The 21,997-nt window shown below is 69.4% G+C and carries 19 protein-coding genes and 1 pseudogene; 14 read left to right on the top strand and 6 right to left on the bottom strand.

Going from position 1 to position 21,997, the window contains the following annotated elements; translation table 11 throughout:
* The first annotated feature begins 174 nt into the window (after nt 1–174).
* Nucleotides 175–3,369, top strand: a complete 3,195-nt coding sequence (gene mobF / locus ACTVAJ_RS27935) for a MobF family relaxase (protein ID WP_470391278.1) — start codon at nt 175–177, stop codon at nt 3,367–3,369.
* A 9-nt stretch (nt 3,370–3,378) separates the two neighbouring features.
* Here mobF and ACTVAJ_RS27930 read toward each other — a convergent pair whose 3' ends face one another.
* Both ACTVAJ_RS27930 and ACTVAJ_RS27925 read right to left on the bottom strand, forming a co-directional pair.
* The gene (locus tag ACTVAJ_RS27930; protein WP_470391277.1) at nt 3,379–4,707 is read right to left on the bottom strand and encodes a relaxase/mobilization nuclease domain-containing protein; all 1,329 of its coding nucleotides are present in this window, start codon (nt 4,705–4,707) and stop codon (nt 3,379–3,381) included.
* Entirely contained in the window at nt 4,704–5,081 is a 378-nt protein-coding gene (locus ACTVAJ_RS27925) for a hypothetical protein (protein WP_470391276.1), read from the bottom strand. Before ACTVAJ_RS27925 ends, ACTVAJ_RS27930 begins: the two co-directional genes overlap by 4 nt.
* 279 nt (nt 5,082–5,360) lie before the next feature.
* On the opposite strand from ACTVAJ_RS27925, the gene ACTVAJ_RS27920 reads away from it, so the two are divergent.
* Nucleotides 5,361–6,614, top strand: a complete 1,254-nt coding sequence (locus ACTVAJ_RS27920) for a DUF2637 domain-containing protein (RefSeq protein ID WP_470391275.1) — start codon at nt 5,361–5,363, stop codon at nt 6,612–6,614.
* 1,488 nt (nt 6,615–8,102) lie between these two features.
* Here ACTVAJ_RS27920 and ACTVAJ_RS27915 read toward each other — a convergent pair.
* Complete coding sequence (locus tag ACTVAJ_RS27915; protein ID WP_470391274.1) at nt 8,103–9,062, bottom strand: ParB/RepB/Spo0J family partition protein; 960 nt, start codon at nt 9,060–9,062, stop codon at nt 8,103–8,105.
* On the bottom strand, nt 9,059–10,216 hold the full coding sequence (locus ACTVAJ_RS27910; protein ID WP_470391273.1) for a ParA family protein: 1,158 nt from the start codon (nt 10,214–10,216) through the stop codon (nt 9,059–9,061). Before ACTVAJ_RS27910 ends, ACTVAJ_RS27915 begins: the two co-directional genes overlap by 4 nt.
* A gap of 448 nt (nt 10,217–10,664) precedes the next feature.
* On the opposite strand from ACTVAJ_RS27910, the gene ACTVAJ_RS27905 reads away from it, so the two are divergent.
* The 8 genes and pseudogenes from ACTVAJ_RS27905 (at nt 10,665) to ACTVAJ_RS27870 (ending at nt 18,060) form a co-directional block, all read left to right on the top strand.
* Nucleotides 10,665–11,759, top strand: a complete 1,095-nt coding sequence (locus ACTVAJ_RS27905; RefSeq protein WP_470391272.1) for an SDR family NAD(P)-dependent oxidoreductase — start codon at nt 10,665–10,667, stop codon at nt 11,757–11,759.
* Nucleotides 11,756–12,352 (top strand): TetR/AcrR family transcriptional regulator, encoded by a 597-nt coding sequence (locus tag ACTVAJ_RS27900; RefSeq protein WP_470391271.1) that lies wholly within the window; start codon nt 11,756–11,758, stop codon nt 12,350–12,352. Before ACTVAJ_RS27905 ends, ACTVAJ_RS27900 begins: the two co-directional genes overlap by 4 nt.
* Before the next feature lie 556 nt (nt 12,353–12,908).
* Nucleotides 12,909–13,577 (top strand): annotated as a pseudogene (locus tag ACTVAJ_RS27895) (helix-turn-helix domain-containing protein); the annotation flags it as partial.
* A gap of 320 nt (nt 13,578–13,897) precedes the next feature.
* Nucleotides 13,898–14,866, top strand: a complete 969-nt coding sequence (locus ACTVAJ_RS27890; protein WP_470391270.1) for a helix-turn-helix domain-containing protein — start codon at nt 13,898–13,900, stop codon at nt 14,864–14,866.
* A gap of 81 nt (nt 14,867–14,947) precedes the next feature.
* A complete protein-coding gene (gene dnaB, locus ACTVAJ_RS27885) occupies nt 14,948–16,279 on the top strand; it encodes a replicative DNA helicase (RefSeq protein WP_470391269.1) in 1,332 nt (443 codons plus the stop codon).
* A 265-nt stretch (nt 16,280–16,544) separates the two neighbouring features.
* On the top strand, nt 16,545–17,096 hold the full coding sequence (locus ACTVAJ_RS27880) for a hypothetical protein (protein WP_470391268.1): 552 nt from the start codon (nt 16,545–16,547) through the stop codon (nt 17,094–17,096).
* Between the two features lie 54 nt (nt 17,097–17,150).
* Nucleotides 17,151–17,579, top strand: coding sequence for a hypothetical protein (locus ACTVAJ_RS27875; RefSeq protein ID WP_470391267.1), 429 nt, complete (start codon nt 17,151–17,153; stop codon nt 17,577–17,579).
* 46 nt (nt 17,580–17,625) lie between these two features.
* Entirely contained in the window at nt 17,626–18,060 is a 435-nt protein-coding gene (locus ACTVAJ_RS27870; protein WP_470391266.1) for a hypothetical protein, read from the top strand.
* Between the two features lie 723 nt (nt 18,061–18,783).
* On the opposite strand, the gene ACTVAJ_RS27865 is transcribed toward ACTVAJ_RS27870, so the two are convergent.
* Entirely contained in the window at nt 18,784–19,095 is a 312-nt protein-coding gene (locus ACTVAJ_RS27865) for a hypothetical protein (protein WP_470391265.1), read from the bottom strand.
* Nucleotides 19,092–19,256, bottom strand: a complete 165-nt coding sequence (locus ACTVAJ_RS27860; RefSeq protein ID WP_470391264.1) for a hypothetical protein — start codon at nt 19,254–19,256, stop codon at nt 19,092–19,094. Before ACTVAJ_RS27860 ends, ACTVAJ_RS27865 begins: the two co-directional genes overlap by 4 nt.
* 583 nt (nt 19,257–19,839) lie before the next feature.
* Between ACTVAJ_RS27860 and ACTVAJ_RS27855 the strand changes: the two genes are divergently transcribed.
* From ACTVAJ_RS27855 to ACTVAJ_RS27840, 4 genes are all read left to right on the top strand, one after another.
* Nucleotides 19,840–19,995: a hypothetical protein gene (locus ACTVAJ_RS27855; protein WP_470391263.1), complete on the top strand. Its 156-nt coding sequence runs from the start codon at nt 19,840–19,842 to the stop codon at nt 19,993–19,995.
* A 71-nt stretch (nt 19,996–20,066) separates the two neighbouring features.
* Nucleotides 20,067–20,198 carry a hypothetical protein gene (locus ACTVAJ_RS27850; protein ID WP_470391262.1) on the top strand — a complete coding sequence of 44 codons (132 nt, stop codon included), beginning with the start codon at nt 20,067–20,069 and terminating at the stop codon, nt 20,196–20,198.
* Between the two features lie 629 nt (nt 20,199–20,827).
* Nucleotides 20,828–20,953 (top strand): hypothetical protein, encoded by a 126-nt coding sequence (locus ACTVAJ_RS27845; RefSeq protein ID WP_470391261.1) that lies wholly within the window; start codon nt 20,828–20,830, stop codon nt 20,951–20,953.
* A gap of 474 nt (nt 20,954–21,427) precedes the next feature.
* On the top strand, nt 21,428–21,931 hold the full coding sequence (locus ACTVAJ_RS27840; protein WP_470391260.1) for a hypothetical protein: 504 nt from the start codon (nt 21,428–21,430) through the stop codon (nt 21,929–21,931).
* Nucleotides 21,932–21,997: the final 66 nt, after the last annotated feature.

The following is a 21,997-nucleotide window of genomic DNA, read 5'->3' as shown; positions in this document are numbered from 1 at the left end:
GGGGCACCCGGGTGGTGGCGGGTGGGCCGCGCCGTCACCCGGGTGCCCCAACCCTTGGGTGGTTCTGGTGCGGTTCGGTGTGTTTTCTGGCGGTGTGTGCGAACCGTGTGAGGGCGGTGGGCGTCCCACCCACCGGTGGTGTACACCCTCGCAAAGCCCTGTGGGTGTGGAGGTGTGGCGCACCCGGGGGTGTCGACCGAGGGCGGGGTGGTGCGGGTGGCGTGGGTGACGACGTTGGGCCCGGACGAAGACCAGGTCGACTACCGGCTCAAGAGCCAGTGCGGGTGCGACGAGGTCGCCCACACCCATGACGATGCCTCACACGCCCACGGCGAGCAGGGCGAGGACGCGGCCGCGGACTACCGGTTGTACGGGTCGGCGCGGCCCGTGGAACGCGTCGGATCCGGATGGGCGGAGTTCGGCGAGCGGGCGGGTACCGCGCTGGGTGATGAGGCCGCTCTGGAGTCGATGCGCCAGGTGATGGCCGGCCGTGACCCACGCACCGGTGAGCAGCTGGTGGACCCCAAGATGGCCGTGGACCCCCGCGCCAAGCTCGCGGCCGCTCCGTTGGTGGAGGCGGTGCGGGCGGTGGCCGAGGCCGCGCACATGGAGCCGACCGAACTGTTGGAGTCGCCGCGGTTGGCCGCCCGGTTCGCCCGGCTGGAGAAGGGGCTGGTGCGCGACGGTGAGGCCCACCGGGCTCCGGTGGCGGAGATGGAGGCGATCGCCGAGGCCGCCGGCGTGGATCCGGGGCTGGTGTGGGAGGCCGGTGAGCTGGAGGCGGCCCGCTCCCACACCGACGATCGCGTCCGGGTCGGCAACCGGGGATACGACCTGGTGCTGAACATGCCCAAGAGCGTGTCGCTGGCCTTCGCGCTGACCGATGAGAAGACGGCCGCGGAGATCGAGGAGATCTACCTGGAGTCGGTGCGCGAGACCGTCGCGGATATGGAGGGGTGGGTGGCCTACGGGATGGTCGGCCACCACGGCGACGGTCAGCGCGCCCAGCGGGTGGAGTCCAGCGGGTTCGCGGCCTCGATCACCCTGCACCGGGCGGCGCGTCCGGTGGGAGGCCAGGTGGGTGATCCGCACATCCACGCGCACGTGATGATCCCGAACATGGTCAAGTGCGTCGATGGGCAGTGGCGGACGCTGGGTGCGGGCGGGCGTGATCTGCACCGGCACGTGGGGTTGGCGGGTGAGCTGGCCAAGGCGCGGATGCGTGAGAAGCTGACCCGCCGCTACGGGTCGGTGTGGGAGCAGGACGAGCGCACCGGCGAGTGGGAGATCACCGGGTTCGATCCCGCGCTGCGGGGGTTGTTCAGTTCGCGGTCGCATCAGATCAACGACCTGGTGGGGGCCGATGCTTCGCGGTCGCAGAAACAGGCGGCGGGGCGGGCGCTGGCCGAGGCCAAGAATCCGCTGAGCGAGTCGGGCTCGGCCCGTCAGGCGTGGCGTCAGCGTGCTGAGGCGGCCGGTCGTGATGTGGACGCGTTGGTGGCGGCCGCTCTGCCAGGCGGTGTGGCCGATGCGTCGGCGTCGGCTGGACTGCCGTCTTTGGAGGAGTTGGCGGCGCGGGTGTGGGACCCCCAGACGGGGGTGACCGCTACCCGCAAGGTGGTCAACCGGGCCCAGGTGATGGCGGCGGTGGCGGCGGCGCTGCCGGGTGGTGTGGGGCGTTTGTCGGAGTTGGAGGTGCTTACCGACGCGGTGTTGGCCTCGGGTCGGGGGGTGGTGTTGCCCGCGGTGGAGGGGGCGCACCTGTCCAACGCCGACCGGTGGAGTTCAGCCGACATTGTGGAGGCCGAGCGCACCATCAGCGCCTCGGCGCAGCGGCGGCTGGGCCAGGGGGCGGCGGTCGTGGGCCGGGACCAGGCCTTGGCCGTGCTCGGGGAGTTCGAGGCCGAGCGCGGGTTCGCGTTGTCGGTCGAGCAGCGGCGTACCGCAGCCCGGCTGTTGGGGGCGGGCCATGGTGTGGACCTGGTGCGCGGGGTAGCCGGGGCCGGGAAGACGACGCTGATGAGCGCGGTGTACGCGGGGTGGTCGCAGGCCGGGTACCGGGTGGAGGGGGCTGCGACTGCGGCGGTGGCCGCGGCGAACCTGGAGGCGGAGTCGCAGATCGCCTCGAACACCGTGGCGACCTGGTTGCGGCGCATCGAGTCCGGGCCGGGGCTTGAGGGCGTGGACGTGTTGGTCGTGGACGAGGCCGCGATGGTCGATGACCGGTCCATGGCCGCTTTGGTGGGTGAGGCCGAGCGCACCGGGACCAAGATCGTGGGGATCGGCGACCCCAAGCAGCTCAAGGCGATCGGTGTGGGTGGGGCGTTCGCGGCGGTGCACACCCTGGTCAAGGGCGAGACGCTGACGGAGAACCGGCGTCAGAGCGAGGCGGTGGACCAGCAGGCGTTGCGGGAGTGGTTGCACGGCGGGCGTGAGAGCGCGCTGTCGGTGTGGGGGCGTGCCGGGCGGGTGCACGCCGCCGAGCGGGCGTTCGAGGCTCATGAGGCCATCGCTTTGGGGTGGTGGAACGACCGTCAGGGGATCGGTGACCGGTTCCAGGCGGTCGAGGACGTGCTGGTGTTGGCGGCGCGCAACAGCGACGTGGACGAGCTCAACCACCGCATCCGCAGTATGGCGCGGGTCGGCGGGCACCTGCAGGGTGATGAGGTGGGCTTCGCGTTGCGCGGCGGGGACCGGTTGGCGTTGGCGGCCGGGGACGTGGTGCGGGTTCGCCGCAACGACTACCGGTCGCGGCGCGGTGAAGGAGAGGACGTCCTCAACGGGTTCCGGGGTGTGGTGGCCGAGGTGGACGCCCGGCGCGGGGCGCGGGTTCAGTGGCGGCGTCAGGGACGTGTACACAGTGCCTGGATCAGCCCTGAGGCGATTGGTCGGGGTGATCTGAGTCTTGGGTATGCGATGACGATCGCGGCCGCTCAGGGGCTGACGTGTGAGCGGGTGCACGTGTACGGGATCGGGGCGGACGCGCATTCGCTGTATCCGGCGATGACGCGGTCGCGCAAGCGTGCGGATCTGTATCTGGCGGGTGAGGCGCTGGCGGATCCGAAGCTGCGTGAGCGGTTGGCGGCCGCGCGCGGCGACAAGGCGATGGTGCAGGCGTGCATTGCCTCCTACGCGCGCACCCTGGACGATCGTGATGACGGACTGGTCATCGACGAGTTGGACGGGGGCGGGGATGTGGAGTCGGCTCCCGCGCCGGAGCGCGCCCCCGGGGTCAGGCAGCTGCTCGATGCTCCGGTGCGCCTGGGCAAGGCGGTGAGTAAGCGTTCAGGTCAGGGGCCAAATGGTCGGGCCGAAGGTGCGCGGCGTCGTCCTGGGGGGCCGCGCCGTGGGGGGTTGGGGCGCTCCTGACCTGTAGCTTTACGTCGTAAAGTTGAGGGTGAGTTGTGTCCAGTCGGACCCCGCCGCTGTGCGCAGATGTTCGACTGCCAGGTGAGCGGCCTGTTCCTGCGGACCCCAGGAACAGGCTCGGTACCAGTGGGCGATCTGTTCGGCCGCGTGGGTCAGGGCCTGCAGTACCTCACGCACAGCCGGTTCGCTCGCCGTGGTCTGACCCGTGGAAGCAGCGGCGCTGAGTGTCCGGGCCGCCTCACGCAACCGGACGACCACCGCGGCCTGGGCGGCGCCTATGGGGGGCCGGCCCGCGTGGCTCCAGTCGCGGTCGGCTCTCTCCACCGTCTGGCGCACAGGGAGTGGGGCGGCCACGGCCACAGCGGTGAGTACATCGCCCAGTGCGGCGGCGCCCGCGGCCCGCACTCCCCGGCCGGCGTCGTCCCAGTACTGGGACAGCTCACCCACCACCGCCGTGACTTGGCTCCAGGGGCCCGCCGTGGGCGGCAGGGCCGGGGTGGTTGGGGCGCCGGCGAAGCGGTCCTGTACCCGGGGCAGTGACAGGTCGGGGGCCAGAGCGGTGCCGGAGAACCAGACCGGCCCGCCGTCGGGGGCGGTGTCGCCGGGCAGGGCCAGCGCGTACCCGGCTGCGGGCTCACCCTTGGTGGACTGGCGCAGACGCACCAGTGCCCCTTCACGGCGAAGGACGTCGAAGAAGTCCTCTTGGGTACGGGAGGCGACCGCAGCCCGCCGTGCCAGGCGCTCCAACACCGCGCGCGAGGGTCGGGCGAGTCCCTGCCGGTGCGCCTTCTCCGTCTCCCCGCGGGTGGGTGAGGGGGCGGAGGTGTTGTCCGAGGCGCTGGTGGGACGCAGCCGCAGTTCGTCCTCCAAAGCGCGGCACTCATCGCGTAGTCGCAGCGCGTCGTTGTGGATGTTGGGGTTGGTGTCGTCCTGGCGGGCCAGGGTGGCGAGCAGGTGGATGTGGTGGCTCTCGGAGCCGTCGTGGCGCAGGGCCACCCACCGGCAGCCCCGGTCGTCGCCTTGGGGGGCGATGCCGCCGGCGGCGGCGAGGCGGCGGGCCACGTGGTCCCACTCGGCGTCGGTGAGGGGGCGGTCGGTGGGGGCCACGCGCACGGCGCAGTGCCACACGTGGCGGCGTACCTGAGGGCGGACGAACCGGTCCAGGCGGCGCGCCAGCACGGACAGGTCGGTGCTGGGGTCGCGGCCGGGGTCGGGGACGCCCAGGGTGCGCCAGGCGGCGACCAGGTGGGGGTCGGTGTGCTCGTTGGCGCGGCCGGGCCCGTACAGGTAGCGGAGCAGGCCCAGGGTGTCCTGGCCGCGCATCACCTTGGCGATCATCGCTGCGCGCTCGCGACGGCGTCACCGGCGTTTTCGAGGGTGTCCACGGCGGCCGCGGCGCGCTCGAGCAGCGCGTGGACCTGGTCGGGGGCGGTTTGGGCCAGGGTGCGCAGGTCGGCGCCCAGGTGTTCCAGAGCGATGACGGCGTCGTTGAGGGCCACCAGCGTTTGGCGGGCGTCGGGTGAGGTGGCCAGGGTCTCGCGGGCCACGCCCAGGGCGGCGTGGGCGGAGAACCCGCTCAGGGTCATCGCCTGTTCCTTGGCGGCCTCGAGCAGCAGGGCGTGTTCGTCGTCGCTGAGGCTGAGCTTGACGTACTTGTCGCGGCGGATGCCGAGCCTGCGGTTGCCGCGCCGGTGCTGGGGTGTGTCCTCCACGGCCGACTCCTTGCTGGGTGGTGTGGCGTTGCTTGGTGATGATGGCCGATGCGGACAGCGAAGGCGAACGCGGGTCGGGAACCAGGGACCGGCCGACAGCTTCTGACACACTCGTCCGGGTTCCTGGTGATTTGGGAGAGACCGATGTCCGATTTGCTGTCCGCCTCGACCTGGTGGCTGGTGTGTACCGCGGCGCTGGTGGTGACGGGGGTGGCGGTGTGGGGGATGCGCCGTGCGGCTTCGCGCAGGTCAGCCCCTCGTGCAGGCCATGCGGGGGCGGTGCCTTTGCACGGCGGCTACCTGGTGGCCACCGTGGTCATCGCGGTGGTGGCACTGGCGCTGATCCTGGTGGCGTTCACCATGAGCTATGCGGCCCTGTATGAATCGGCCACCTGGTTGGCCGACACCCAACTGCACGCGATCAACGGCGGTGACCTGCGGTTCTTGTTCCCTGTGGGGATCGACGCGGTCATCGTCTACTTCCTGGCCATGGACCTGCTCATGGAGTGGCAGGGGCGGCGCCACGCCCTGAACCGGTGGGCGGCCTATGCGCTCTCAGCTATCACGATCATCTTGAACGTGAGCCAGGGGGATGGGTCCACGGCCTCCTACCTGGGACACGCGGGCCCGCCGATCGTGATCATCTTGATCGCTGAAGGGGTGGCGGCGTGGATCCGGCACCTGGCGGGGCTCGCGCACGGCCAGGCCGCCGACCGCATCCCCGTGGGGCGGTGGATCGCGCACCCGGTCTCGACGTTGAAGGTGGCCCGGTTGATGCTGGGGTGGGGCATCACCTCCTACCCGCGGGCGCTGGAGCACGAGCAGCGCCGACAGTTGGCCTACGCAATGCTGCGCGAACAGCACGGGGTCACCTGGCGCCGACACACCCCGCGGCATCTGCGGTGGATGTTGGACAACGGCTACGAGCTCGACACCGCCTTCGAGCTGACGCGGGCCATGACCGCCGCCACGGTGGCCATGACCGCCGCCGAGGCCACCGCCCTAGCCAACCCCGATGGCCAGGGCGGCCACGACGGTGTCGGTCAAGAGCCGGCCGCCGCTCTGGAAGAGGGCCTGGCCCGGCCCGAGCCCAATCTCGCCCCGGACCATGGCCAAGGCAAGAAGGACACGGTGGCCACCGTCTCGGACACGCCCCTGGCCGAAGTGGCCACCGGCGCTGAAGAGGACACCGGACAGGAGGATCCCGCACCTGTTCCCGAGACCGCGCCCGCCCCCTACTGGACCTGGGAAGGGCCCGTGGTGCCAAGCCCCACGCCCCAGGAGGAGCACCCAACCGAGGAGGTCCACGAGCCCTTGGTGGCCGCCGAACCCGAGCCCGCAGCGCAGGAGAAGGCCGTGCCGGAACCGCTCTCACCTGAGCAAAAGCGCGAACGTGTGCGGGAGCTGCTGCAGAGCCATCCCACGATCACCGACGCCGAGATCGCCGAGCACATCCACGCCTCCCCGCGCACCGCACGCCGCTACCGCAGCGAGTTGACCCAACAGAACGCGCTGGTGGACACCCCGCGCTAGCGGCCCCGGACACGGCCCGGTACCCGGATCCTGGGGGCGGCTCGAAGCCGGGGTCGCCAACCGCCCGAGCGGGTGGCGTGGCCGGTGTCCGCTGGCCACGCTGCGGACACGATGGCCAAGGCTCTGGCCACGGTGGTCACACCCTTGAAGGCGCGCCAGGTTTTACCGCGTAAAACCCTGCGGCGCCGGTCGATGTGGCGAGCCCCCAGCACCGGGCGCGGTCAGTGCCGCAGGCGTCGTCCACTGTCCTGGCCGTCGTGGCCACCGGTGGCCACGACGGCCAGGGCCCACAGAGCACGACCGGCCCCCACCAGATGGTGGACGCGACGTTTTACGCGGTAAAACCCCCGAGCCCTCCACGACCTGGCCACTGACCTGGGGCCGGGGTCGGGACGCTCCCGCGGGGTCCGCTAACGAGAACGAAGGACACCGCATTCCAAGGACTGGTTTGAGCACCGGCAGCGCAGCGCCGGTGCCCTGTCTGCTCGTCTGGGAGCGAACATGGTCGCTGGAGGATGCCCGCGACCCGTTGGCGTAGGTGGTGTGTCCAACACCCCCGTGGCCACGCCCCTGGGCCACCTATCCAAGAGCGTGGCCACGCATGGACAGCTCTGGCCAGGCGTGGCCACCACGAGGTGCACGCCGGGAAGCACAGCAACGAGGCGGGCGCGCGCACCCAAGATGGCCAGAGCCCTTTGGAGGCGCCGCAGGGCGGTGACCAAGGAAAGCGGCCACCCATGGCCAGAGGTCACGCGGCGGTTCCTGGAGCTTCGGGTTCAGGTTGTGATGGGTCTTTGGGCCCGTGGCCAGGACGGCGCCCTCGGGCTCGCGCCGGGCAGCGTCTGGTTGGGTTGGAGGCAGTAGTTGGGCGTCCTGGACCGGTCGGTGTTCGCGTTGCTGGGAGAGGCAGCGTGCCTTGCCAGCTGGTGTGATCGCCAAGGAGCGCGTGCGTGATTGCTCGGGGAACGCAGCCAGCAGTCCCACTCACCCCTGGGGAGCTGGGGGCTGAGGCGACCACGGCGCGGGGCCCGTCGTAGGCCGCTCGCCATAGCAGGCAGCCCCACTTCGGGCGAAGGAGTTCGTGGGTTTTACCGCCTACGACCTTGGGCCCCAGATCGTGCCCCCCACATCCGAAGGACACGGCTCTGGCCACCGCTGGACATCGTGTGCCGGGTCTTGAACAAGCCTGGACAACGGTGGCCACGTTGGGCCAAGGCCCGGCACACGTGACCGCAAGACGTGGACGACAGCGGTCGCCGGCACGTGCGGGGCGAAGGGCCACACCAGGAGTGTGGCCCTCCCTGGCCACGATGGCCAGGCCCCTTGGCCACCCTGGCCAAGGCATGACCCGCGCTGGCCACCTGAAGGGGGGCGCGGCGGTCATCAGGGGGCGTCGGCGGGTTTTACGCGGTAAAACCACCGGCCCTAGCCGAGGCCCACGAAGGTGTGCGCGGGCCCCTCAGGGGGACCGCCAGTGCTGCGCCCGGGTTAGATCCGGTCCAGGAACGCCCGCGCGAACCGCTGGAGTTCGTCGGGCCCCAGCCCCGAGGCCAGCTCCTTGTAGACCTGTTCGGCCAGGGCCTCGGGCTCATCCCAGGACAGGTCCAGCGTCAGTTGCTCACCCGGGCGCGGTGAACCCGAGGGCTGGGCTGGGCCCCGCGGGGGGTTCTTCACCGCCCCCGCGGGTTTGGTCGGCGCGGAGTCCGCCGGCGGTGGGGTGGCAGGGTCAGCGGGTTTTACCGCGTAAAACTCCTCCTGGTGTTGGCGGTGGGCGGCCAGTTGCTCCTGGGGCGGGAGTTTGCCCAGTTCCCGGGCCTGGGCCAGCTTCAGCTCCCCGTCTTTGAGGGCCTGCTGCAGATCCGGGCGCAGGTTGAGGAGAATGAGGCGCTGGGTGATCCACCCGTTGGACTTGCCCAGCAGCATGGCCGCCTGGGACCGGTTCAACCCGTGCTCGAGGAGCTTGCCGATCTCGCGGGCCTCCTCCAGGGGGTGCAAGTCCTGGCGGTGGATGTTCTCAGCCAGCACCGCGGCGCGCAAGGCGACCGGGTCGTCGTCCTGGGGACCACGGGAGGCGCGCACGTGCACCGCCACGGTTTCCAGGCCAGCCTGGTGGGCGGCGGCCAGGCGGCGGTTGCCGTTGATGACGACGAAGACCGCCTCGGCCACCGCTGCCTCGTGCTCGGGGTGGGCCTGCGCGTAGGCGCGGCGGGGCATGACGTGCAGCGGTTGCAGCAGCCCGTGCTCTTTCAGGCTGTTGGCGAGTTCGGACAGCTCCCCCAGGCCCTCGCGCGGGTTCTCGGGGTTGCCGACCAGGTGCGCCAAGGGCACCCGGGCTGGATCGGCGGGGGCTTCGCCCGCGGCCTGGGAGATGAGTTGGCGGCGGGCGCTGGTGGCGCGGCCCGCGGCGCCGAAGGAGGCCGAGCGGCCCAGCTTGTCGGCCTTGCTCATGAGAGGATCCCCGCGATCTTGCGCATGGCGGCGGCCTGGTCGGACTTGGGGTCGTAGACGAGCAGGCCCTGTTTGCTGCGCACCGCCTCGCGCTGCTCCTTGCGGTCAGGCACCACGGCGATCACCGCCGGATCGCCGATCTCCTCCCAAGCCTGCAGGGAGGAGGTGGCGATGTATCCGCGGCGGCTGTCGTACATGTTGACCACCAGCCCCAGGTAGTCCACGTCCAGGCGCATGTCCTGGCGCAGGTCCTCGATCTGGCCGGTCAGCAGGGTGTAGGCGTCGGCGCTGGAGTCCTCGGCTTGGACCGGGATCACCACCCCGGAGGCGCCGGGTTTCTCCTCGGGACGGCGGCGGCCGTAGTAGATGGCGCTGTCCATGGCCAGGCCGAGGCTGGGCGGGCAGTCCACCACGATGACGTCGAAGTGGGTCTCGAGCGGTTCCAGGGCCCGTTCCAGTGCGGCCTCGCGGGCGCGGATCGTGGACAGCTTCACGTCCAGGACGAACCCGTCGGCGCACGCCGGCAGCAGGTGCAACCGGTCTTTGAAGCGCTCGTCGGTGATGGGCACGACAAGGTCGGCCAGGTCCCCCTGGGCCTCGCCGGTCATGTGCTTGACCAGGCTGTCGCTGCCCAGGGCCAGGTTGTCCACCCCGAACTGGGCGGTCAGGTGGCCCTGGGGGTCGAAGTCCACCAGGAGCACGCGTTGGGCGGGGCCGCCATACTCGGTGCCTTCGGCGTAGGCCTGGCCCACCCCGGCGGACAGGGCGGTCTTGCCCACGCCGCCCTTCTGGTTGGCCATGATCCTGCGGCGGGGATGCGGTATTGCCACGTGCTCCTCCTGTGGGGAAGGGTGGTCGGCGAGCCAGAGCTCCAGAGCCTGAGCCAAGCCCTGGATGTAGGAGACCTGGCGGGTGGCGCAGTGCGTTTTGAAAGTGGCGTAGAGGCCTGGTGCCAGCCAGGTGCTGAACGGCGGGGCGCCGGAGGTGTCCACGGCGGGCTGGGGGCCGCTCTGTTGCCAGGTCTGGAGTGCTTGGGCCACCACGTCCTGCATGTCGAGCTGGTGCTCGGCCGCGCGGACCTTCACCCGGGCCCGGAGCTGTCCGGGCAGCTTGGAGGTGACCTTCTCCCTCTCGCCGGAGGTTGACGATGCCATGGGCGTTACCTTACTAACGCCCCTTGGGGTGGGCGAAGCTCTTCCTCCGGGCGTGCCGCGCTCTTTTACCACGTAAAATCCCCAGCCCTCAGGCTGAGGGCTCCTTTTCCCCTTCGGCAAACGGCAGGAGGTCCGGCCAGGGTCCACGGTCCGGACGAGGTTCCGGCGCGCCGTTTCGCGCGACGTGCGACCACCCGCGCAGCACCTGTGTGACCCGCCGCGGGCCGTTATGGCTGCCGGAGCGGGTGGTGGCCGCCCGCGAGGTCGCCGAGGTCGAGACCTTTCACCGGATCGAGCCGCTGCTCACTCAGGTGCTGTGCCTGGACCTGGGTCACCTGTTGCGGGTGGGCCCGGAGTTGGGATCGACCCCCACGGCGCCACGCGGGCCCGGGCACGGCATCGGGGCGTCGGATTCCAATTCTAGGTCAAATGACCTATATTCAGTTCCATGACTGACGAACTAACACTCGATCCGACCGGTCCCGTACTCATCACCGGCGGGTACGGAACGGTAGGCGCCGAACTCGCCCGTATGACCGCCGCAGAGGGCATGCCCGTCCTGCTGACCGGCCGCACCCCGGAGCGGGGCCGGGCACTGGCCGAGGAACTGGGCGGCCAGGCACGCGCCTGGGATCTGTCCTCTCCCACTCCGTTCCGAGCCGCCGTCCGGGCGGTGGTGAGCGCGGTCAACGACCCGCACGACCGAGTGCTGCACGCCGCCATGGCCGCCGGGATACCCCAGGTCGACGTGACACGGTGGACGTCGCGCCTACAGCGGGCGATCACCCTGGCCGCGCTGGCCCGGACAACCGCGCCGGTCCTGCTGTCCTCCGCCTGGATGGGCGGGGTCACCAGCCTGGTCGCCGCCGCCCTCGCACGGGAGCTGGGCGGGGCCGAGCGGATCGAGACAGCCGTCCGCTGGGACATGGCGGACCGGGCGGGCGCCGACTCGGTGGAGTTCATGGACCGACTCGGTATCAACTTCGAGGTCGTGGAGGACGGCCGACGCCGACTCACCGCCCCGCTGAGCGGTGCCCGCACGGTACGGATCGGCGACGACTCGGTACGCGTGGCACGCATCGACACACCCGAGCAGTACACGTTCCCACTCACCCTGGGCGCCACCACCGCCGCCACCCGGATCGGCTTCAGCTCCCCCGCCGCCACCCGGATGCTCCTGGCCATGCGCGGTGTGGGCTTCTTCCGCTGGGCGGACGGTGAACGCTGGGCCCCGACCCGCCGGGCGGTGCTCTACTCTCCGGGCGAGGGCGGCACCGCCCAACTCCGGATCGACGTGTCCCACGCCGGTGCGGCCCGGACCGCCACCGTCACCGACCCCGCCGGGCAGAGCCACCTCACCGCCGTCGGCGGATATCTGGGACTGCTCCGGGTACTGGGCGCAGACGGGGCACCCCCGCCCGAAGGCGTGGCCTTGCCCGAGCAACACCCGGATCCGTCCGCGGCGCTGCGGACGTTGGCCGACCAGGGTGTGCGGGTCGACGTCGAACAGGTCGGGGCGACCGCCGGGCAGGCCGCCTCGTGAGCGCCGCATCCACCGGTGGGGCGACCGCCAAAGGGCTCCGACGGCGCGCCGAACTACTGGACACCGCCGAACTGCTGCTGGCCGCCTCCGGCGGCGCCCAGCTCACCCTGCGCGCCGTCGCTCACGAGGCCGGGGTGCGCCTGGGCCACCTCCAGCACTACTTCCCCACACGCGCCGACCTGCTGACCGCCCTGCTCGACCGGGTCCTGACCACCTCGCTGGCCCGGGTCGCCGACCGCACCGGTCCATCCGATGACGGGACCGACCCCGCCGCGGTGATCAGCAGTGTGCTCGCCGACCACGACGATCTGCCGCTGGTACGGCTGTTCACGGAGGTGTGGGCCATGGCGGCCCACGACGACGCCGCGGCCGTTCGTTCCTTCTACGCCCGGTACGCCGGACACATCGCCGAAGTCATCCGGCATCACGTCCCGGAACTGGACGAGACCGAGGCGCGAGCCCGCGCCGAGGTCTTCGTGATGGCGGTGGAGGGGGCTTCCCTTTTCCGATCCGGCATCACCGGAGGCCGCACCCCGCAGACGGACGCGGCGTTGCGAGAGACCCTCCTCGACCTCCTCACACGGCCGCGGTGAACTAGGGGTTCCTTGGAACATCGGAACAGCATCCGGCGCTAAGCGCTTCTGTTTCGTCTAGGTGGCCATACATCCCGCGCGTGGCCATCTCCGTGGCCATGTCCAGAGCGTTCCGGACAGGGGTGGACACGATGGTGGGCCATGTCCGCCCTCACCCCGGACACGCATCGGCCGGTGTCCAGGGTGGGCTGGACATGGCCATCCCTGTCCCGGACACGTGGCCATGCTGTTGGCCATGTCTGGGCGCGCTGGCCACGGTGACCAAAGGTGTCGGCGCCCTGCTTTTTGTGCCGCTCTCTGTCGCAAACCCGCCTGTTTCTGGCCCCCGCTAAGTGAACCTTCTCGGGGGTCAGAGGCTCAGGCGAGACGTATCGTCTCGCCGTGCGGGCATGAAGAAACCCCCACAACGATCCGTTGCGGGGGCGAAGTTGGGTCCAGGCGCTAGATGTACTGACCACAGAGGTTGGTGACACCCACCCCGGCTGACACAAGCGAGGAGGGCCTTCGGTATCGGTGTGGATTACCACGTCTACACCGACCCACCAGAAGGCCCTCGATGCCCCACACTACCCACGCCAACGCCCGCCTCACCCCCGCAGGGCGACTCGCCCTGGCCCGCTGCGTGGCCGATGACAAGTGGCCGCTGCGCCGGGCGGACGAACGCTTCCAGGTCAGCCCGACCACCGCCAGACGCTGGGCCGACCGCTACCGCACCCAAGGCGAAGCGGGCATGAGCGACTGGCCCAGCCGACCCGCCCGCTCACCCTGGCGCACCCCCGCACGGCTTGAGCGCCGCGTCATCAAACTCCGCGTCCTGAAAAGGTGTGGGTCGGCCCGCATCGCCGGCCACCTGCGCATGCACCCCTCGACCGTGCACCGGATCCTGACCCGGCACCGCATGCCCCGCCTTGCCCACACCGACCGAGCCACCGGCCAAAGCGCGCGCCGCTACGAGCGGGCCCGGCCCGGCGAGCTGGTGCACGTGGACATCAAGAAACCCGGCAACATCCCCTACCGCGGAGGGCACAAGGTGCTGGGGCGACCCCAGGGCCGCAAACACCGCGCCAAGGCCGGATACGCCTACCTGCACAACGCCGTGGACGACCACACCCGCCTGGCCTACTCAGAGATCCTGGCCGACGAGAAGAAGGAGACCGCGACCGGCTTCTGGAAGCGCGCTCACGCCTACTTCGCCTCGGCGGCCATCCCGCCACCCGGGGTTCTTTTCGCGCTTTGGTGTGACTTGGGAGGCCCAGCAGCCCAGGTGTTAGCCCTTGAGGATGCGCGATTCCAGTAGGGTCGTCCCCACGCCACGTCGCGTGGTGGGGGCTAACCACCTTCACCAACTCCAGACATGACGAAGGCCCGGGAACCAACCGGGCCTCGTCGAAAGATCAGATGAGCTGGCTGTCCACCACGACAGCGAGCTGCGCTCACCCCAATATCTACCAACGGCCACTGTAGCCGACCGGGGGCAAAGTGGGCACCTTTTGGGTACCCCGAGCGCCGCTACCTGCGTGTGGGCTGCCTAGAAAGAGCCCCCGCATGAGCATCCAGCACATGCAGATGGTCTTCGACGCCGAAGGCCTCGACCACAGCGAGAAGATCGTGCTTCTCGCCTACTGCAACTACACCGACGCCCACGGCTACGTGTGGGCGGGTGTCCCCCGCATCAGCGACGACACCGGGGCTTCAGCGAGCACCATCAAGCGTGTCCGCAAGGCACTCAAGCAGCGAGGCCTGCTGGCCACCAAGCGGCGCGTAGACCCCCGCACCGGCCGGTCAACCTCGAACATCACCCGCATCAACCTCGACTGCCTCGCGGCCATGAAGCGTGCCCCGCGCGAGTACGACGACAACGTCATCGAGGAGCTGCTGTTCGACGCCGAAGGAAGCGACACTCAGAACCCCCCTGACCTGCGGATAGGTCAATCTGACCCCTGGACTGACCTGCGGATAGGTCAATCTGACCCCGGACCCGGGGTCAATCTGAGCCCGCCAGAGGGCGGGGTCAATCTGACCCCTAATCCATCAGATGAACCGTCAGGTTCATCCTCCTCAGGGGACGCGGACACCACACCCACCCCACGGGGTCCGGTGGAGGAGGAAGAGGAGATGCCTTCGGCCAACGACTCCAGGCACTCCGTTCCGGGTCTGATCAAGAAAATCCAGGAGTCCACCGGAGCGAGCCTGGAGGAAGCCCAGGAGCTCGTCGAAACCCTGCTCCCGGAGGCAAAGACGAGCCTCAGCGGTCTGATCGCCACCATGGCCGCGAACGGTGACCTGACCCTGCGATTGACCCTGTTGCGGCGCCAGCGTGCGTCTCAGCCCCGCGCAGTGGCATCTGAGGCCACGGAACCCGACCCGATGTGCACGGAGCACCACGAATCCCTCGACTGCTCGGTGTGCGCGGTCCTGCACCCGCGCATGGTTCAGCTCCTGCTGAACCGGTTCGGACCGGTGCGCCGACCTGACCTGGCCGCCCGCCTGACCCCTACCGGCACCTCCGCCTGACCCCTGAACACGACAACGGGGCCGGACATCGCCTGCAAGCTCACGTCCGGCCCCTGCCACCCATGGGATGGAAACACCAGCATGACCCACACCGAGGACACCCGCGTTCCCCCGCACGACATCCACGCCGAACAGTCCGTGCTCGGCGCGATGCTGATCTCCGCCGAGGCTGTGGTCGACGTCGGCGTCATGATCGGCGTCGCCGACTTCTACCGGCCCGCCCACCAGATCGTCTACGCCACGATCTCGGCGCTGATGGACCGCGGCGAGCCCACCGACGCCGTCGCGGTCGGCAACGAACTGACCAAGAACGGCGACCTGGCGCGAGTGGGCGGGGCCACCTACCTGCACACCCTGACCGAGGCCGTCCCGACCGCCGCCAACGCCACCTACTACGCCAAGATCGTCGCCGACCGGGCGCTGCTGCGCCGCCTGGTCGAGGTCGGCACCCGCGCCGCCCAGATTGGCTACATCGGCGAAGGCGAAGCGGTGGACCTGGTTGATGCCGCCCAGGCCGAGATGCTGGCCATCACCGACGGTGACCAGGGCGCCGAAGAGGACCCTCTGCCGGCCGACTACCTGCCCCGGGCCATGGACCGTATCCAGCAGCGGGCCGCCAAGGGCAGCGCACTCCAGGGGATCCCCACCGGGTTCGCCGACCTGGACGCGCTCACCAGCGGACTGCTGGCCGGGCAGATGATCGTCATCGGCGCCCGCCCCGCGGTCGGCAAGACGACGTTCGCTTTGGATTGGGCGCGCGAGGCCGCCTTTCGGGCCGGGCAGACTGTGGCGTTTTTCTCCCTGGAGATGGGGGAGGAGGAACTCACCGACCGGATGCTCTCTGCCGAGGCCCGGGTCCCGCTACACTCCATCAAGTCCGGGCTGGTCGAGGACTACCACTGGGACGCGCTCAGCGCGGCCATGCCCACGATCAGCGACGCCAAGCTCGTCATCAAGACCGGCATCAGCCAGCTCGCGCAGATCCGTGCGGCGTGCCGGAGGATGAAGCGGTCGCTGGGGCTGTGCATGGTGGTGGTCGACTACCTCCAGCTGGTGCAGACCGACGGCCGCTACGACAGCAAGCAGCAGGAGGTCACCGAGATCTCCCGGGCGCTCAAACTCTTGGCCCAGGAGCTGGGGGTGACGGTGGTGGCTCTGTCGCAGCTCAACCGCAAGTCCGAGGACCGGGCGGACAAGAAACCGCAGATGTCGGACCTGCGCGAAAGCGGAGCGATCGAACAGGACGCCGACGTGGTGGTCCTGTTGCACCGCGAGGACGTGCACGACAAGGAGTCCCCACGGGCGGGGGAGGCGGACCTGCTCGTGGTCAAGCACCGCAACGGGCCCACGGCCGAGGTGACCGTGGCCTTCCAGGGCCACTACAGCCGGTTCGTTGACATGACACCCGCATAGAACCCGACTGCAAACGCGGCCCCGCACCGGCATGGCTGGTGCCGGGCTTTCCCCGTTTCAGCCCTGCCGTGGTGTCGCGCCTGCTTGAGTGGTTCCCCGAACATTGACACGAAGGAAGCAAGGTCATGCCCTCCAACCACGCGATCGGCCTGCGCACTGCGTTAGGCACGATGGAAGACGTCCGTTTCTCCTTCGGAGTCACTTTCTCCGAGGCGCGGGAACGTCCCCTCGGGGAAGGGCACGGTTCAGCGTCAAACTGCCCGCAGTGCTCGACCTTCTGGACGCCATCGCCAAAGAAGACATCACAGCCATAGCCGTGCGGGAAACACTGCTGGACGCGGTGGACGTGCTCTACGAACAGGCGGGCTGCTACTACTACGAGAGCCGCGAGGACAAACTGTCCTGGTGTGCGCGCGACGGCGGATGCCCGACCTGCCAACGGCAGCGATCGTCCTTCGCCCGCCATGTGGAGACGATGACCGAACGGTGGCGCCGGTGGACACTCCCTGACCAGTTCCCTTTCGCCAAAGGCAGTTCCAAAGGTCTGCACACGGTCGGTTGCGGTGTCGTTCGCCGACACATGCCGGACGGCTTCTCAGAACCCGACCCCGACGACCCGGTGGCGCTTCGCGCGTTCGCTCACGCCCGCGACGTCTACGACTACGACTTTTCGCCGCAAGAGCCGGAGCAGCTCCCCGGGCACGTTCCGTTCCACCCCATGTCGCCTGAGGAAACCCGCGTGTTGATGGCCAAGAACACGGGCCCCAAGGGAGGCCGCCACTACAAGCGCTGCCAGCACTGCGCCCCCACCCAGTGATGCACGCACCGCGACGCCACGCCGCCAGCGGATCCGACCACCGAAGGAGCACCGGTGAGCACCGACCCTGTCAAGCAGCACGTCATCACCCTCTTGGGTCACCGCAAGGATCTCCAAGAGGCCATCGAAAAGCGCGTCAGCGAACACGAGGCCGCTGGAGGCCGGGTTGTTGATGGCGGTCAGGTCGACCACGACACATGGGAGATCACCGACTACCGCACGGGAGAGACCCTGGTGGAAGGAGGCAACGGATTCGACGGCTTCGTGGAGTTCCTGGGCTCGGAACGGGCCGAGTCGTGGGCACTGATCGATCCCCTCACCGAGGATCTGTACGACGACGAACTCCACGTGACGAAAGGCGTGCCGGAATCTTTGTGCGACGCCCTCGACATTTGGATCGATAGTCGTTCCACACCGGACGAGGACGTCGCTGAGTTCATCGGCTGGCCGGTGGAGCGCGTTTCCCAAGCCCGCGAGGACTGATCCGCTGCGGGACCGTCTGTCCCGCACACCCGCAAGAAGGAGCCGCATGGGCACGGGCTACGACCAGACCCGCTCACTCCAGTGGGTGGACCTGTGCCCCCACCTGGGAGCTCCCGAACGCACCCTGCTGAAAGTCCTGGCCAACCTGACCACCGACACGAACCCGGTGTGCACCCTGGCCCTGGACGAGCTGCGCACCCTGGTCTACGCCGCCCCCGTGGCCGTAGGCGAACACCCCAAGACGATCTCGTCCAGCGGCCTGCTCCGTAACCTGGTCACGCTGCACCAGATCACCACCCCCGAGGGACAGCCGCTCACGTTCTCCAGCCGAACCGTCGCGCACCAGCGCCCCGTCGCCATCCAGGTGTGGCTCACCCCCACACACGAGTGCGGCTGCCCCCGCAACGTCGAAGACGCGCTCGCCCAGGCCCAAGGACAACCCCCGCAGTTCGACCCGGCTACCGCGCACATCGGCCGGTAAAGACCGGTACCCAGCCGCGGTCACACCCGCCCCGGAGGTCGACCGGTCGACCCGGCTCCTTCGCGCACGCACGCGAGACCCGCCGGTGAACACCAGACCGCGCGAACACCGAACTACGGCTGTGTTCTAACGAAAACAGGCGAATACCTAGCAGAATCGGGCCCCTCCACGGGCACGGGGGAGCGGCCCGGGTGCCGTACCCACGGCATGACGTACACACGCCACCACCAGCGGCTGAGCCCTGGGACGTGATCTACGGTGGCAGGGCGGGGCGCTGGTCCCCTTCACTCCGGGCGGGGCGTGCGGTGTCACCCAGAGGGGGGAGGGGCGCCCGAATCCCTCCAGGCCGGGGAGACGACCAGCGCGCGGGTCATCTCGTCCGCACGCTGACAAAACCCTGGAACTGTTCCACTCACCGCAGGTAGCGGACCTCTGGGGTGGTGGGGCATGCGCATGGGGGCGGGCTCAGTTGCTGTTGAGCCAGGCCAACAACAGCACGATCACGAACAGGATGATCACCGAGGTCGGCCAGTCACTGAACTGGCCCTTGAAGTTGCGCGCCAACAGGCTCTCCACGGGGCAGGGGCGGTCTCTGCCCCGGTTCTACCGGCTCGGTGTCACTCATAGCCACTAGTGGCCACAACAGGTCACCCATGTGCGGTCGTGGTCCGGACCCTCTGCCTGGGACCGTGCCCCGGGCAACAACACCTGAACACCGGACCCTCACAACTCCAGCGTGGTCTGCCCCGGCACCTGGTGTTGTTCCTGGCGGCCGCGGCCCAGACACCGGCGGCACGTCACCGGCCCGGCCGACGGCGACAGGCGCAGCGGGTCGACGGCCGCGTGACACTGCACAGCCGGCACCGGCACCCCCGCCCACATGTGCTCGGTGAGCCCGTGCACCACCGACCCGGACCCGATCCGGGCGCCGTCGGCGTTGGCCAGCTCCTCACGGCGGCGGCGCAGCGTCGCGGCCAGGTGTTCGACGCCTGGGTCGGTGACCGCGACCAGAGACGGTTGCTCAGTGCCGCTCACGATTCCTCCAGGAGCAGGTCCACGGCTTCGTCCAGGGCGGCGAGCGCCTCCCGCTGCGCCTCGCCCCGGGACACCACACCGAGTTCGAGCGCCTCGACGACGAACCCGCCCGCCTCGATGTCGGGCGTCAGACAGGCGGTGAGCCGAGGTGGATGCTCCATGGCCACCAACGTACCCATCAGGCCCTGGCGGCGGCTTCCTGGCCGGTACAGAGCCTCCGGCCCGAACACGAGGCGTGCCGGAGTACTCGCCCGATCCGTCGCACCACCGGGTGAGGGGAAGCCACCCCTAGGTGTTACCGGTCAGTTTCAACACAACCCAGCAACCAGACAGGCAACACAGCAACGGCTGGGCGTCCCCGGCACGGTTGGGCGGTCACCCGTTCAGGTCGTCGATCTGGTGCAGCAGCTCGTCGAGGGACACGGTCGCGGACCGTTCGGCTTCGATGACGGCCAGGTGCGGGGCCATCGTCGTCGGTGCGGATGCCGGCGCTTCGACTCCCGGGCACGGTCCACACCCGGGAGCTACTCATGAGAGAGCAAGTTATATCGGAGAGTGTCTTTATCTGAGGTGTCTCGTGTTCTCCGTGATCTTTTTGTGGTGTTTTCGCTGGTTAAAGCTTTTTTGTGTGGGTTCAGGGCTTTTTCTTGGGGGCGGGGGCGCGGGTCCGGCGGGGGCTGGTGTGCGCGCAGGGATCTGCGATCCGGCACCGCAACCACAACGACCGATGAGGGAGCAGGACCCATGAGCATCAAGAAGGCCGCCGGGAAGAAGGCCGCCGCTGTCGCCCTGGTGGGGGCCGTCGTACTGGGGAGCACGGCCGCATCGTGCGGCAAGAAGACCCCGAAGCGCTGCACGGCGCAGCCGGTCAGCGTCAGTCAGACCGTGGCCGCCAGGTAGCCGAGAAAGTTCGGCGGAGCAGGTTTCCCATCCTCATAAGAGGGTAGTATCTACAGTGAAGGAGTGAGGGCATGGACCCCCAGGAGCAGGCTCGTATCGACGAGATCGACCGCGCGAACCGCGCGATCCGCGAGGAGCAGGAGCGCATCCGGCAGCAGGAGGAGGCCCGCCGGAACCAGCAGCAGCCCCCGGCGCACCCCTGATCGGTACGACCAGCACCACCTGGGGCGCCCGCAGCGTCGGGCGCCCCACCCCCCAGCACCACCGTTGTTTGAGAACTCCACAGAGAGCCAGGAGGCCAACAGTGAGCATCTTCGCAAGCATCGTTCGCAGCACCGAGGACGGAGAGCCGGACTCCGACGGGACGATCAACACGCCCCGCCGGACCGAGACGAAGCCCAAGAAGAAGTGACCCCCGGGGGCCGCCCGCCGCTGGGTGGGTGGCCCCCGCCGGACCCGCGCCCCCGCCCCCAAGAACGGGGAGAGCGTAGGTATCTCGGTAGGGATCTGTTGGCGTGGCGCCGCCTTCGGGTGGGCTGGCGTTGTCCCCTGGGCGTTGCCCGTTCGGAGCCGAGGGTTCGAGCGTGTGCCTGTCTGCGGGCGTGGCGGGAACACGAAACCAGAGAGAGCCAGAGAGAGCCAGAGAGAGCCAGAGAGAGCCAGAGAGAGCCAGAGAGAGCAAGTTATAGCTTTCGGTGGCTTTTGTTGCGTTTGTGCTGTTGGTGGTGTGTGGGGTGCGGGGTTTTTCTTGGGGGCGGGGCGCGGGCCCGGCGGGGGCTGGTGTGCGCGCAGGGATCTAGCGATCCGCCACATCAACCCGAGAGAGGGAATCATGAGGAACATCAAGAAGGCCGTCCGCATGCTGGCTACCGTGATGAAGGGGTGGGCCTGCTCGCGCTGCGGGACGTGGAACAGCGACGGTGCCGGTGCCTGCCAGGGTTGCGGGCAGAGCGGCTGACTATCCGAATCGGTGGGTTTAACCGCCACCGAATAGGGTAGAATATACAGTGAAGGGTTCGGGGGGTTCGCACCACCGGACGCCCCGGACCCCGCACCTTGAGAACTCAACAGCGAGCCACGAGAGGCGGACATGAGCCAGAGGCTGAACCCGTTCAAGGACAAGCACCCCCAGCCCCAGCCGGAGGACGAGCCCCAGCGGTTCACCCCGGGCCGGACGATCGAGCTCAAGAAGCCGATGCACTGAGGCTCTGAGTGTTCAGCAGCCACCCGGTGGGTGGCCCCCGCCGGGCCCGCGCCCCGCCCCCAAGTACGGGGAGTGCGTAGGTATCGCGGTGAGGGTGTGTCGGCGTGTCGGCGTGTCGGCCATGGCTGGTTCGAGGGTCGGGTGCGGGGGTGCGGGTTGGTGTGTGGGACCGATGGGTGGTGTGTGGTGCGGCCGGAGTGGCCGCTACGGGTTGGGAGGGAGCTGGTGATGGGTGACGAGCGTGAGGACGCCCGGGGTCTGGTGACGTTGAAGGAGTGGGCGGCGCAGGTGGGTTACAGCCACGGGTACGTGGTGCATGTGATGCCGCGGTACTACCCCGACTTCCCGGCTCCCGAGCGGCGGCGTAAGGGCGTGACGGACAAGGGTGGCGGCGGGGGCAGCGCGTGGTACGACCCGGCCAAGCTGGAGCCGTTTCGTCCGCGGCGGGCACAGCCGGTGGAGTTGGCGGAGCAGGAGTTGGACCGTGAGGTGACGTTGGTGGGGTTCGCGAAGCTGATCGGGGTGGACGGGCGTAGCGTGACGCAGATCAAGGACGACCGTCCGGACACGTTGCCGGACACGGTGGACGGCCAGCGGTGGTATCCGCGGGCCAAGTTCTTTGTGCGGGATCTGTTGTTGATGTGGAACAGCCGTCCCGGTCCGGGCCCGGGGTCGGACAAGCGTCGCCCCGTCTTGCCGTGGACCACCGGTAGCGAGGGTTCGCACCCTTGACCCCGCCCCTGGGGGCACCCGGGTGGTGGCGGGTGGGCCGCGCCGTCACCCGGGTGCCCCAACCCT

Source organism: Nocardiopsis sp. KDC1DS13DA1, assembly GCF_055632325.1.
The sequence above is the reverse complement of the archived record's forward strand: the minus strand, read 5'-3'. Positions and strand labels throughout refer to the sequence as shown.